Source organism: Streptomyces humicola (assembly GCF_024436035.1).
Lineage (GTDB): Bacteria > Actinomycetota > Actinomycetes > Streptomycetales > Streptomycetaceae > Streptantibioticus_B > Streptantibioticus_B humicola.
Genome location: NZ_JANFNG010000001.1, coordinates 124,321 through 136,855, shown reverse-complemented (window position 1 = coordinate 136,855; position 12,535 = coordinate 124,321). Strand labels below are relative to the sequence as shown.

The window sequence follows — 12,535 nt, the reverse complement described above, 5'->3', positions numbered from 1 at the left end:
TCATCCGACGCTCCCCTTCCGCATCGCGGCCGGTCCCTCCTGGTCCGCTTCCTCTGTGGTGAACCCGTGGCGAACCCGCTCAGGCATGGGTCAGAACGAGCTTCCCGAACCCGCTGCCCTGTTCCATGTACTCGTGCGCCGCTGCGGCCTGGTCGAGCGGGAAGACCCTGTCGATCGCCGGCGGCGGAATGCTGTGGCTGTGGAGAAGGGAGAGGAGCCCGCGGAAGTCGCGGGGACTGCCCATGGTGCTGCCGAGCAGGTCGTACTGGCCGAAGTAGAACTTCCGCGCGTCGAGTAGCGGGTGTTCGTCTCGGGACGCGCCCAGCACGACCAGCCGCCCGCCCGGACGCAGCGCCCGCACGGAGTCCGACCAGCACCCGGCCGAGTCCAGCACTAGATCGAAGCCACGGCCTCCGACGGAGAGTTCCCTGGCCGACTCGGCCCAGTCGGCGTCCGTGTAGAGAACGCCTCCGGCGGCACCACGGCACTGAGCCTGCGCGATCTTGTCCATGGAGGACGAGGTGACCACGACCCGGGCGCCGATGCCGGCGGCGAGCGTGACCGCCATCGTGGCGACGCCCCCGCCGGCCCCGAGCACGAGCACCGACTCTCCCGCACGCAGTCGGCCGCGGGTGAACAGGGCGCGGTAGGTTGTCAGACCCACCAGGGGCAGGGCAGCCGCCTCGGTCCAGCTCAGCCCGGTGGGCTTGGGCAGCACGCACTCGGTCGGTACCTGCACCAGCTCTGCGTACGTCCCCGCGTGGCGATCACCGAGGATCCGCCACTCGGGTGCCGGCGCGCTCTGGTCGTCTCCCCACCACAGCGACGGCAGGATCAGGACTTCCTCACCGGTGTCGGTGCAGACTCCCGCACCGTCGGCGCCGATGACGTGCGGCAGCGGAGACCGGTACCTCCCCTGGCGGACAAGTACGTCATGCCAGTTCAGCCCGCTGGCACGGAGGCGCACCGTCGTCCATCCCGGTCGTGTGACGGGGTCGGGGTGCTCCTCGTACAGCAAGTTCCGCGCCGAGCCGAACTCGCGCAAGACGACTGCCTGCAACGCAACCTCCGACAAAAGGATGTACCATTAAAAATACGTCATGGCCTGACCATAGGCAAGGGTGCTTCTTTCGCTGCGAAGCCCGGCGTCGCTGCGACGCAGGCAACAGGCAACAGGCAACAGGCAACAGGGTGAACGGCGCCCCCTGCCGATAATCCCGTCCACACAGGGTCAGGTCGCGTGCAGCGCCGCACCCGCCGCGGGCTGCCGCCACCCGTTTCCGGCGGCTACGCCTTCGAGGGCAACGCCCAGCTGCGGGCTTCGTTTCGGTGCCCGACCTGCCACCAGCGAATCCGCGTGCCGGCCCGTTGCGCGCTGTGCCGCACCGAGTTCGACTGCGCCACGTGATCCCCGGCGCGCCTACGCGCTCGGGGAGCTTCCCGCTACAGGGAGCCGATGAAGTCCAGGAGCGCGGCGTTGACCTCGGCGGGGCGTTCCTGCTGGGTCCAGTGGCCGCAGCCCGGGAGGATCATGGGCGGCCGGATTCCGGGAACGAGCTGCGGCAGGGCGGGGATCAGCCGGTCCATGCCGGGGAAGGCGTAGACCAGGTCGCGGTCGCCGGTGACGTAGAGGGAGGGTACCCGCAGGGCCGCGCCCTCCCATGCGGCGGTCAGTTCCCAGTTGCGGTCCAGGTTGCGGTACCAGTTGAGGCCGCCGGTGAAGCCCGCCTCGCGGTATTCGGCGACGAACGCGTCGATGTCGGATTCATCGAGCCAGGAGGGGAGTTCCTTGGGGTCCTCGGCCGCGTCGAGGAAGCCGCGGCCGGGGCGCACCAGAGGCTGGGCCGGCGGATTATTGCGGGGATTGTCGCCGGAGGCCGCGTAGAGGGTGCGGCGGAAGGTGGTGCGCGGGTCGGCGGCGAGCTCGGCGTCGGCGACCCCGGGCGTCTGGAAGTAGTTCCAGTAAAACTGGCCGTTGTAGCGCTCGTGCATGGCACGCAGCGGCGGTACGGAGCCGCGGGGCTGCGGCGGCACGCTCAGGCCGGCCACGCCGCGTACGACGTCGGGGCGCAGCAGCGCGGTGTGCCAGGCGACGGGCGCGCCCCAGTCGTGGCCGATGACGACGGCTCGTTCCTCGCCGAGCGCGTGGATCAGGCCGATGACGTCGCCGACCAGGTGCAGGATGGTGTAGGCGTCGATGGCCTCGGGGCGGTCACTGCGAGCGTAGCCGCGCTGGTCGGGGGCGACGACGTGGTATCCGGCGGCGGCGAGCGGCGCGAACTGATGGCGCCAGGAGTACCAGCATTCGGGGAAGCCGTGCAGCAGGACAACGAGGGGGCCTTCACCTTCCTCGGCGACGTGCAGCCGGATGCCGTTTGTTTCGACCGTGCGGTGCTCCACCATGGCGTGTGCCCTCCCGGATGGCTGACTCCAGGTCACAATACGCGACGGCGCCTGCCCCGGTGGTGGATGGTGAGGGCAGCGACCATCGGCACACGTCCTGTGGAGCTCCGCTCGAACGAGACCGCTCCGCGGGGAGACCTGATCGCCATGACGTGCGAGTTCACGGAAGTAAGTGTCGCGTTCTCGCCGCGCAGCCGATCGGCGCCGTGCTGGTTCACGGTTCACCATCGCTCCGGCTCGTCCGGAGGGCAGTCGGACGAGGGCGACGTCTACGGCGGCATCAACAACAGCCGCGCCGCCTAGCTTTGTCCTTGTCGCTCATCGGCAGCAGACGCAGCATGGCGAACGCGTCCTGACGCGCACATCAGCCGATCGCAGCAGCACGGCCGATCATCATGTCGCGGCAATCGCCGGCCGCGCGAGAGCGCTGGCGCAAGCGCCCGCGGTCGACATCCAGCACGACGGCTCCCACCAGGGCGGATGGGTTTTCGGCAAGGGCAACGTCGAAGCCCGGCCATCTTGTCACCCGACGTTTTGGGTTCGCCCGCCGGCATCGGGCGCCGAGGCCCCCTCGTACGCCTGCCACATGCGCGCGTAGCGCCCGTCGCGGCAGAGCAGTTCGTCGTGCGAGCCGACCTCGATGATCCGGCCCCGGTCGAGGACGGCGATGCGGTCGGCGATGCGGGCGGTCTGCAGCCGGTGGGCGATGACGATGGTGGTCCTCCGTCGCGAGACGTGCTGCATCGCCGCCGCCACGCGTGCCTCGGTGACCAGGTCGAGGTTGGCCGTGGCCTCGTCGAGCAGCAGCACGCTCGGGTCCACCAGTTCGGCTCGTGCCAGTGCGATCAGCTGCCGCTGCCCGGCCGACAGCGAGGCGCCGCGCTCGGAGAGCATGTGCAGGTAGCCGCCGGGCAGGCCAGCGACGAAGTCGTGCGCGCCGACCGCCCGCGTCGCGGCCTCGACCTCCGCGTCGCTGGCGTCGGGCCGCCCGTAGGCGATGTTGTGCCGGATGGTGCCGCTGAACAGGAATGCCTCCTGCGGCACGTATCCCAGCTGGGTACGGAAAGCATGCAGGTCCAGCGTGCGCAGGTCGTGCCCGTCGATGGTGACCGCACCCTTGTCGGGGTCGTAGAAGCGGGCCAGCAGCTTGATCGCCGTCGACTTGCCTGCGCCGGTCTCGCCGACGAGCGCCACCGTCTCGCCCGCGCGGACGTGCAGGTCCAGCCCGCGCAGCGCCTCCTGCTTGGGTACCGGGGCAGCGGAGCGAGTCAGCCGTGGGTCCGCGGGCCCGACCGGCTGCGCGCGGAACCCGTCGGGCGCCAGCGGGTAGGAGAACTGCACGCCGGTGAGTCGCACATCGCCGCTGAGCCGCCTCGGGACGAGGGCGTCGGGGGCATCGGGGGTGAGTGTCCGAAGCGCCATCAGCTGAGAGATGCGGTTGACCGAGACCCGGGTCTGCTGCCAAGAGTCGAACACCTGCGACAACTGCTGGATGGGTGAGAAGAACAGGTCGATGTAGAGGATGAACGCGATCAGCGTGCCGACCGCCAGGTGGCCCGAGGCGATCATCCGGACGCCGACGCCGAGGACGATGGCGTCCGCGGCGGCCGACAGGAACTGGACGAACGGGAAGTAGATCGCCACCAGCCGCTGGGCCGCGACCCGGGCGCGAAGGTAGTCGCGCCCCAGACCGTGGAAGTGGCGTGAGGTCTCGTCCTCGTGCGTGAACGCCTGCGACTCGCGCACGCCCGACAGGCTCTCCTGGAACGCGGCGTTGACGACCGCGATCCGGTCGCGGGCCAGGTCGTACAGCACCCGGGACTTGCGGCGGAAGATCATCGTCGCCACGGCGAGCGGGACCGCGACCGTCAGCGTCCACAGCCCGAGCTCGGCGTTGACCGCCACCAGCGCGCAGCCGACCCCGACGAAGGTCACGAACGACACCAGTGCCGAGAGCAGACCGTTCTCGATCAGTGACTCGAACTGGTCGACGTCAGTGGTCATCCGGGTCATGATCCGGCCGGCCATCTCGTGCTCGTAATAGTCGAGCGAGAGCCGTTGCAGCTGCGCCCAGATCTTCACCCGCAGCGACAGCATGATCCGCTCGGCGGCGCCGCCGGTCACGAACGTCTCGCCGACCTCGACGATCAGGTCGGCAAGGGTGACGGCCAACAGCAGCCCCGCCGCCGCGAACAGGACGAACATGTCCTTCTTGGCGACGCCGCTGTCGATCCCGATCTTGACCAGGATCGGCCCGGCCAGGCCGGCCAGCGCGTCGAGTACGACGAGAACGAGCCCGATCAGCAGCGGCCGACGGAACATCCGCAGCAGCTTGGCCAGGGTGAAGTGCGGTTCCGGGCGCGCCTCCTGCTCGACATCGATCTCGGCGGTGTCACGGATCGGCGGCAGCGCCTCCACCCGGGCCAGCAGTTCGGGCGTCGCGGGGAGGTTGCGCCGCCAGCCGCCGCCGGCACCGCCGCCAAGACCGGCGCCGAGGCTGGGCGCGCTGATCGCCGCCATGACCGTTGCGCCACCGGAGGCTCGTACCGGGCGGCGCGCGCCCGACCAGGCCGAGGCGGTGGCGCCGTCCGAGACCGACCAGCGCGCCGCGAGTTGTTCGATGCTGTCGCCGGCCTGCCCGGCTTCCTCCTGCTCAAGGCCGGACAGCAGCGTGCGGTACAGCATGCTGCTCGCCGTCAGCTCGGCGTGGGTGCCGGACGCCGCGATCCGCCCGCCGTCCAGGACGACGATGCGGTCGGCCAGGTGCAGCGTCGACATCCGGTGCGCGATCAGCAGCGTCGTGCGGTCGGTGAGTTGCTCGCGCAGCGCGTCGTGGATCGCCACCTCGGTGGTGGCGTCGACCGCGCTGGTGGCATCGTCCAGGACGAGGATCGCCGGGTCGGTGAGGATGGTCCGGGCGAACGCGATCCGCTGCCGCTGTCCGCCGGAGAGCGTCAGCCCGCGCTCGCCGACGCGCGTGTCGTAACCGTCGGGCAGGGCGGTGATGAACTCGTGCGCGACGGCCGCCCGGGCCGCCGCCTCGACCTCCGCATCGGTGGCGTCGGGCCGTCCGTAGGCGATGTTGGCGCGCACGGTGTCGGAGAACAGGAACGCCTCCTCGAAGGCGACGCCGACCTGGCCGCGCAACGAGTGCAGCGTCACGTCGCGTACGTCGTGCCCGTCCACCAGCACACTTCCCTGATCGGGGTCGTACATGCGGGCGACGAGGGCGGCGACCGTGGACTTGCCGCTGCCGCTGGAGCCGACGATCGCGACCCGCTCGCCAGGCGTGAGGTGCAGGTCGAAGCCGCGCAGGACGGGCGCATCCTCGTCGTAGCCGAAGTGGACGTCTTCGAAGACGATGTCACCACGCAGCTCGGGCAGTTCGATCGCGTCCGATGCTTCCTGGATCGCAGGTCGCAGATCGAGCAGTTGGAAGATCCGCTCGACCCCCGCACGGGCCTGCTGGGCGATGGTGAGCACACCGGTGAGCTGCCTGGCCGGCGCCACGAACTGGGCGATGTAGGTGGAGAAGGCGAGGAAGGTTCCCAGGCTGATCTGGTGACGCAGCGCCATCCAACCGCCCAGGGCGAGGATCGCCACCTGCGACAGCGACGGGATGGCCTCGAGCACGGGCTGGTAGCGCGCCTGCAGCCGAACGCTGCGCATCCGCGCCCCGAACAGCGAGCGGGCCGCCTCGACCAGACGGCCGAGTTCGCGCCGTTCCTGTCCGAAGGCCTTCACCACGCGGACGCCGTTGACGTCCTCGTCGACGATCTGGGCCAGTTCGCCCTCGCGTTGCTGGGCGTCCCAGGTCGCCGGGAAGACCCGGCGGCGCATCCGGTACGAGACGATCAGCAGGGCCGGGAAGGCGATCAGGCTGACGACGGCGAGCAGCGGCGAGAGGCAGACCATCACCGCCAGGGACAGCACCATCAGCAGGAGGTTGCCGCCCATGATCGGCAGGAAGTTGAGCAGACCCTGGACGAGCGCGGAGTCGGAGCTGGCGCGGGCCACGAGCTGACCGGTAGCCATGCGCGCCACGTTCTGCATGTCCATGCGCTGCAGGTGGTCGTGCATCTCGTTGCGCAGATCGAACTGGACGGCCAGCGCGGCCCTCGCGCCCAGGTAGCGACGGAGGAAGGACATCGCGAAAACGAGCATCCCGGCCGCGGCCAGGGCCAGGATCCACGGCCACAACGGCGCGTCCTTGGCGACGATGACGTGGTCGATGATCTGCCGGGCGATGAGCGGGACGAGTGTCTGCACAGTGCTGCCGAGCACGGCCGCGGCGACGGATATCAGCACGTTGCGGCGGTGACGCAGCACGTAGACCGACAACCGGCGCACCCAGCCGGGCTGCCCGGCGCTCACCGGGTCGCGGCTTTCCCGCTGCGTATCTTGTCCATGGCACCGCTCAGCGCGGCCAGCGAGGCGATGGCGGAGCGCGCGGCCGGTGTGCGCTCGGTGAGCTCGCGCAGCACGGCGTTCATCTCACCCTCAACGGCGGCGAGCATGGTGCCGCCCTGCTCAGTGAGGCGCAGCGAACTGGCGCGCTGGTCTCCGGGAACACCTTCGCGCGTGATCAGGCCCTTGCGGGTGAGCATGTCGACGCTGGCGCTGATGGTGGGCTTGCCCAGGGCGAGCTTGGCGGCCAACCGGGAGGCACGCTCGTCCCCTTCGCCGATGGCCGCGAGCACCCTGTAGTGCGCCAGGCTGATGTCGCCCGAGGCGCGCTCCAACAGCCGGGTCAGCAGACTGAGAGCGCGCACGGCCTCCCGAAGTTCGTTGCTCATGGCAAAAAATCTAACACAGAGTAGTTCGTCGAGCGAACCATCACGAGACAGTCTCTCACGTCAACCGCCGCACCGGCCTTTCGATCGTTGGGGTGATCCGGTTCGGCGTGCCGGATGACCAACCCTCCCCCCGGAAAGCCTGCATACGCAGCAAATCGCCCTATTTGATCGCTGTATTTGCGGACATGGGCACCCTTGAAGACGGGTGCCTCGGACGGAGGGGGATGAGGGCGGCGATGGCCGAAGCCTCCCAGCGCACTTCCACGGACGGTGATCTCCCGCCCGGAGGCGACAAATGGCCCGCCGGCCTGAGGATGACGATGTTCGTCGTCATGGCGGGAGAGGTCATGCCCCTCCTCGACTCCGCCATCATGCACGTCGCCCTGCGGCCGCTGGCGGCCGGCCTGAGGATGCCGCTGCCCACCGCCCAGTGGACCGTGACGGCGTACCTGCTGGCCTTCGCGGCGGCCGTTCCGACGAGCACGTGGGTGATGCAGCGCTTCGGACCCGAGCGCGCGTACCTGCCCGCGCTCGGCCTGTTCACCCTCGCCTCCGTGTTGTGCGGCGCGTCCAACGCGCCATGGCAACTCATCGCCGCTCGTGCGGTGCAAGGGGCCGCGGGCGGGGTGCTCGGATCGGTGAGCCGGATGATGCTGGTCACCGCCTCCGGCCCGCGGCGGCTACCACGGGTGATGGCGGCGTTCGGGGTCCCAGTGATGCTCGTCTCGGTGGCGGGGTCCCTGGTCGCCGGGGAGCTGCTGACCTATGGGGGCTGGCGCTCGATCTTCTTCATCAACGTCCCGATCGGCCTGCTCGCGATGACCGTCGCACGCCGTCTGGAGCGGCCGAGACCGTCCGGCCCCAAGCGGGCGCTCGATGTGGTCGGTCTCGTGCTCATCTCACCAGGGCTGGTCGGCTTGACCTACGGCGTGTCGAACGCGGGCCACGGCGGAGGCGTCGACTCCCCGATGGTCGCGGTGCCGACGTGCACCGGGGTGGCGCTGATCGTGGCCTTCGTCGTCTGGTCGGTCCGGGACCGCAGGCCGCTGCTGGACGTGCGGCTCTACCGCCACGTGGTGTTCAGGGCCGCCGCGCAGTCGGCGCTGGTCACCGGTGCCGCGGTCATTGGCGGAACCATTCTGCTGCCGCTGTACCTGCAGACCGTACGGGGAGAGAACCTCTCGCGCACCGGTCTGCTCATCGCCCCGCAGGGCGTGGGCGTGGCCGCCGCGACCTGGCTGTCCGGCAGGCTCTTCGAGCGGATCGGCACCCTGACAGTGCTCGCCGGCACCAGCATCCTGCTGACCGCCACCGTGCCGTTTGCCTTCCTCACCCCGACGACCTCGTACAGATGGCTGGTCACCCTGACGTTGATTCGGGGGATCGGCATCGGGCTCGCCATGACACCCGCGATGACCGCCGCATACCAGACGCTCTCCCCCAGCCAGGCCAGCGAGGCGAGCACCCAGTTCAACGCGCTGCACCACATCGGCGGTTCATTGGGAACAGCGATCCTCGTCATGGTCCTGGCCCGCATCCCCCATGCGCTCGGCCACGACCCCATACCGCAGACCCACACCTTCGACGTCGCCTACCGCGTGCTCAGCACGATGGCCGGACTGAGCGTGCTGCCCGCCCTCATGCTGGTGCACGGGTGGCGGCGCAGGGTCCAGGAATCGTTTCTCCGTGACGGCACGCAGCTCCTGCCCCGCTGACTCGGGCCCGCGGGGTTGTGGGTGCCGAAAACCTCCCGCCCCAGGTGGGTAATGCGGCCGACCTCCAGGGAAGGCAACCGACTCCTCCTCGTCAGCGACCCTCACCTAGCGCCACTGGCCTGCCGCCCGGCCTGGCGATCGACGCGGGCACCGGCCAGATCTCCGGCACGGCCACCATCGCAGGCACGTACGCCGACACCGACACCGACACCGACACCACCGGCGCCACCGGCTCCGTCACGTCCACCTGGACGATCAACCCCTCCGGCGGCGGCAACTGCACCAGCACCGGCCAGAAGCTCGGCAACCCCAGCTTCGAGTCCGGCAACACCGTCCGGTCCGCCAGCCCGGGCGCGATCGGCCAGTACGGCTGCCAGGGTCAGCCCGCCCACAGCGGCACATGGGACGCGTGGGTTTTCGCGCGGGACAGGCGTACGTCTTCCGTTGTGCCTGCACACGAAGCGAATACCTCGAAGTGAACTTGTCAATACCTCTGCCCAGGGCGGCCGTTGACCCGTGAGACGATCCCTTCGGGGTTGACCGGAACTATCCATTCCTACCGACTCCTGCTATGCCAGATGCATGGGCGGACGACCGGGGAGGAGGAGAACCGGCCACTCGCGCGCGGTGTGTCCACTACACGTATCCATGCGCTAGTCTCAGCCACGCCACGGAGCGATCTTGGCCAACGTGGGGGGAATATTCTGGACGGTGTTGCCGTAGGTCTGTTCCATGGCGGGTCCGCGAACGGTGCGGTCCCCGCAGTATCGGGCCGACGGGAGACGCGGGAGGAATGGCTGCCGATGGACGGCTACTTCGCCACGGATCGTCACAAACGCCTACGGGAGCGGGTGCGAGACTTCGCCGAGCGTGAAGTGCGCCCGCGGATAGGGGAGATGGAAGATTCCCGGTCAGTGCAGCACGAGCTGTCCCGTCTGATCGCACGACAGGGCTGGATCGGCGTCACGATCGGGGCGGCATACGGCGGGATGGGCCTGGGGCATCTCGCCAAGACCATCATCATCGAGGAACTGTCACGCGTCAGCGGGGCCATGGGCGCCATGGTCCAGGCATCTCAGCTTGGCGTGGCCAAGATCCTGCACTTCGGCAACGAGATGCAGAAGAAGATCTGGCTGCCGGCGATAGCGGCGGGCGCGTGCCTGCCGACGATCGCCGTCACCGAGGCGGAGTCCGGCGGCCATGTGCTGGGCATGACGGCCAGCGCGCGGCGCGAGGGCGACGACTACCTGCTCAACGGACGCAAGGTCTTCGTCGGCAACAGCCACGTCGGCGACCTGCACGGCGTCGTGGTGCGCACCGGCCCCGGCTCGAAGGGCCTGTCGGCCTTCCTGGTCGAGTCGGACCGGCCGGGCTTCTCGCTCGGCGTGCACAAGCCCGCCATGGGCCTGCATGGATTCAGCTTCGGCGAACTCGTCTTCGACGACTGCCGGGTGCCCGCCGACAATCTGCTCGGCCAGGAAGGCGACGGCCTGGCCGTCGCCTACTCCTCCAGCATCCTGTACGGCAGGCCCAACCTGACCGCCGTCTCGCTCGGCATCCACCAGGCGGTGGTGGAGGAGACGGTGGCCTTCGCCGCCCGGCAGCACCGGTACGGCAAGCCGCTGTGCGAACTCCCCACGGTCAAAGAGAAGCTGGGGCAGATGCAGTCCCGGCTGATGACGGCACGGCTGACCGCCTATCACGCGGTGCACCTCCTGGACCGCGGTCTGCCGTGCGACGCGGAACTGATGAACGCCAAGCTCGTCAACGTCGAGTCCGCCCTCGACTCCGCCCGGACGGCCATGGAGGTGCATGCCGCCTGCGGGCTGTTCACCGACCGGCCCATCGAACGGTACCTGCGGGACGCCCACCACATCTTCGCCCCTGCAGGCACCTCCGACGTGCAACTGTTGCGCCTCGCCGAGGTTGCGCTCGGCAGGTCGAAGGGTCAGTGGTCGCAGCGGCTGGCCGAGCAGATGGCGGCCGAGCCCCTCTCCTGGGTCTGACCCATGGGTCCGAACCCGTCGACCTAGTCCCGATTAGTCCCGATATCCCTCGCGACGGTGGATGAGCCTGACCAGCTCATCCGCCCTGGCCTTGATGAGTTCGAGCCCCGGGCGCCCCCACTCCCGCGGCTCGGTGTCCACCACGCAGATCGTGCCGAGGGTGGTGCCGGTGTGGTCGATCAGCGGAGCTCCGAGGTACGAACGGATGCCGATCTCGTCGACCACCGGATTGCCCGCAAACCGCGGGTAGTCGCAGACGTCGTCGAGAACCAGGGCCTTGCGCCGGACCACAACATGCGGGCAGTAGCCGTGGTCGCGTGACATCACCCGGCTGACGCCCGTCTCCTGCGCGCCGGGCGTGTCCAGGCCCGCGTGCGCGGGGCCGGCGGACGGCACATAGAGGCCCGCGAAGTACTGGCGCTCTTCGCTGATGAAGTTGACCATCGCGTACGGGGCACCGGCGATGCCGGCCAGATCGCCCGCCGTACGGGCCAGATCGGCGGCGAAGACGTCGAATTCGACGTCGGGCTTCTCGCCCAGTCCGAGTTCGCGTAGCCGCGCCACGCGGCGCGGTGCCTCCTGGTCCACGGGGGTGAGCAGGTGGTGCCCTGTCAGGGGATCATAGGTCGTCATGGCGGGTTCCTGGATTCCTACGGTGGAAGGGCTACGGTCCGGTCAGGTCTACGCGGTCGGAGACGGCAGGGCGACCAGCGCTCGCTGGATCAGAGACAGTAGTACGTCACGCGCCGAGGCCCGGTCGCGGGCGTCGCACAGCAGCACCGGCACCTCCGGTTTGATCTCCAGCGCCTGTCGTACTTCTTCGGTCGTGTAGCGGAAGGCTCCTTCGAATTCGTTGACGGCGACGACGAAGGGGATGGTGCGGTGCTCGAAGTACTCGACGGCGGCGAAACAATCCTGCAGGCGCCGGGTGTCCGCGAGGACGACGGCGCCGAGCGCGCCGTTGGACAGCTCGTCCCACATGAACCAGAAACGCTGCTGGCCCGGGGTGCCGAAGAGGTAGAGCACGATGTTCTGCCGCGTGAAGGTGATACGGCCGAAGTCCATCGCCACGGTGGTGGTGGCTTTGTTCTCCACCCCCGCCAGGCTGTCCATCCCAACGCTTGCAGTGGTGAGGATCTCCTCCGTGGTCAGCGGTTCGATCTCGCTCACCGAGCCGACGAACGTCGTCTTGCCGACGCCGAAGCCGCCTGCGATCAGCATCTTCAGCGCCTGGGGAAACGGCTCAGAGGAGCTGTTGTAGGCCATCGAGCACTGCCTCCAGGGTTTCTCTGGTGGTGGGGTCGGCGTTTGTGACGGGTGCCCGGGTGGTCACGGCTCGTACGTCGATCAGGTCGGAGAGCAGGATCTTGGCGACCTGCACGGGCTGTCTCAGTCTGGCCGCGACCTCCGCGACCGAGACGGGGGGGCCGCTGCACACGTCGAGCACCTGGACGTGTTCGGGGTCCAGGCGCTCGCGAACCCCCGTCTCCGTGGTCCTGACCAGGGACAGCAGATTCAGCTGGTGCCGAGGCCGGGTGCGTCCTCCCGTCAGCGTGTACGGGCGGATCAGGCGTCCCGTATCCTCGTCGATCCACGGATCGTCGCCAGAGGGCAT

11 protein-coding genes are annotated in these 12,535 nt (G+C 69.2%); 4 read left to right on the top strand and 7 right to left on the bottom strand.

Going from position 1 to position 12,535, the window contains the following annotated elements; translation table 11 throughout:
* Positions 1-79: 79 nt before the first annotated feature.
* Positions 80-1,060: a quinone oxidoreductase family protein gene (locus NGB36_RS00680; protein WP_255918017.1), complete on the bottom strand. Its 981-nt coding sequence runs from the start codon at positions 1,058-1,060 to the stop codon at positions 80-82.
* A gap of 383 nt (positions 1,061-1,443) precedes the next feature.
* The gene (locus NGB36_RS00675) at positions 1,444-2,403 is read right to left on the bottom strand and encodes an alpha/beta fold hydrolase (RefSeq protein ID WP_255918016.1); all 960 of its coding nucleotides are present in this window, start codon (positions 2,401-2,403) and stop codon (positions 1,444-1,446) included.
* A gap of 99 nt (positions 2,404-2,502) precedes the next feature.
* Between NGB36_RS00675 and NGB36_RS00670 the strand changes: the two genes are divergently transcribed.
* Positions 2,503-2,706, top strand: a complete 204-nt coding sequence (locus NGB36_RS00670) for a hypothetical protein (protein WP_255918015.1) — start codon at positions 2,503-2,505, stop codon at positions 2,704-2,706.
* Positions 2,707-2,925: 219 nt separating this feature from the next.
* Here NGB36_RS00670 and NGB36_RS00665 read toward each other — a convergent pair whose 3' ends face one another.
* Together NGB36_RS00665 and NGB36_RS00660 are read right to left on the bottom strand one after the other, a co-directional pair.
* Positions 2,926-6,777: an ABC transporter ATP-binding protein gene (locus NGB36_RS00665; protein WP_255918014.1), complete on the bottom strand. Its 3,852-nt coding sequence runs from the start codon at positions 6,775-6,777 to the stop codon at positions 2,926-2,928.
* Positions 6,774-7,199: a MarR family winged helix-turn-helix transcriptional regulator gene (locus tag NGB36_RS00660; protein WP_255918013.1), complete on the bottom strand. Its 426-nt coding sequence runs from the start codon at positions 7,197-7,199 to the stop codon at positions 6,774-6,776. The genes NGB36_RS00665 and NGB36_RS00660 overlap by 4 nt, the downstream gene beginning before the upstream one ends.
* A 236-nt stretch (positions 7,200-7,435) precedes the next feature.
* On the opposite strand from NGB36_RS00660, the gene NGB36_RS00655 reads away from it, so the two are divergent.
* The 3 genes from NGB36_RS00655 (at position 7,436) to NGB36_RS00645 (ending at position 10,920) form a co-directional block, all read left to right on the top strand.
* Positions 7,436-8,914, top strand: coding sequence for a DHA2 family efflux MFS transporter permease subunit (locus NGB36_RS00655; RefSeq protein ID WP_255918012.1), 1,479 nt, complete (start codon positions 7,436-7,438; stop codon positions 8,912-8,914).
* A gap of 44 nt (positions 8,915-8,958) precedes the next feature.
* The gene (locus NGB36_RS00650; protein ID WP_255918011.1) at positions 8,959-9,393 is read left to right on the top strand and encodes a putative Ig domain-containing protein; all 435 of its coding nucleotides are present in this window, start codon (positions 8,959-8,961) and stop codon (positions 9,391-9,393) included.
* A 324-nt stretch (positions 9,394-9,717) separates the two neighbouring features.
* Entirely contained in the window at positions 9,718-10,920 is a 1,203-nt protein-coding gene (locus NGB36_RS00645; RefSeq protein ID WP_255918010.1) for an acyl-CoA dehydrogenase family protein, read from the top strand.
* Between the two features lie 33 nt (positions 10,921-10,953).
* Here NGB36_RS00645 and NGB36_RS00640 read toward each other — a convergent pair whose 3' ends face one another.
* The 3 genes from NGB36_RS00640 to NGB36_RS00630 are packed head-to-tail and all read right to left on the bottom strand — an operon-like array spanning position 10,954 to position 12,535.
* Positions 10,954-11,553, bottom strand: coding sequence for a GAF domain-containing protein (locus tag NGB36_RS00640; RefSeq protein WP_255918009.1), 600 nt, complete (start codon positions 11,551-11,553; stop codon positions 10,954-10,956).
* A 48-nt stretch (positions 11,554-11,601) separates the two neighbouring features.
* Positions 11,602-12,186: a GTP-binding protein gene (locus NGB36_RS00635; RefSeq protein WP_255918008.1), complete on the bottom strand. Its 585-nt coding sequence runs from the start codon at positions 12,184-12,186 to the stop codon at positions 11,602-11,604.
* Positions 12,164-12,535, bottom strand: a complete 372-nt coding sequence (locus NGB36_RS00630; protein ID WP_255918007.1) for a DUF742 domain-containing protein — start codon at positions 12,533-12,535, stop codon at positions 12,164-12,166. Before NGB36_RS00630 ends, NGB36_RS00635 begins: the two co-directional genes overlap by 23 nt.

What these genes read in the sequence shown, in the direction of transcription:
- NGB36_RS00675 (WP_255918016.1), bottom strand. Translation starts at nt 2,403, where the DNA reads ATGGTGGAGCACCGCACGGTCGAAACAAACGGCATCCGGCTGCACGTC.
- NGB36_RS00660 (WP_255918013.1), bottom strand. Translation starts at nt 7,199, where the DNA reads ATGAGCAACGAACTTCGGGAGGCCGTGCGCGCTCTCAGTCTGCTGACC.
- NGB36_RS00655 (WP_255918012.1), top strand. Translation starts at nt 7,436, where the DNA reads ATGGCCGAAGCCTCCCAGCGCACTTCCACGGACGGTGATCTCCCGCCC.
- NGB36_RS00645 (WP_255918010.1), top strand. Translation starts at nt 9,718, where the DNA reads ATGGACGGCTACTTCGCCACGGATCGTCACAAACGCCTACGGGAGCGG.
- NGB36_RS00640 (WP_255918009.1), bottom strand. Translation starts at nt 11,553, where the DNA reads ATGACGACCTATGATCCCCTGACAGGGCACCACCTGCTCACCCCCGTG.
- NGB36_RS00635 (WP_255918008.1), bottom strand. Translation starts at nt 12,186, where the DNA reads ATGGCCTACAACAGCTCCTCTGAGCCGTTTCCCCAGGCGCTGAAGATG.
- NGB36_RS00630 (WP_255918007.1), bottom strand. Translation starts at nt 12,535, where the DNA reads ATGCCCTCTGGCGACGATCCGTGGATCGACGAGGATACGGGACGCCTG.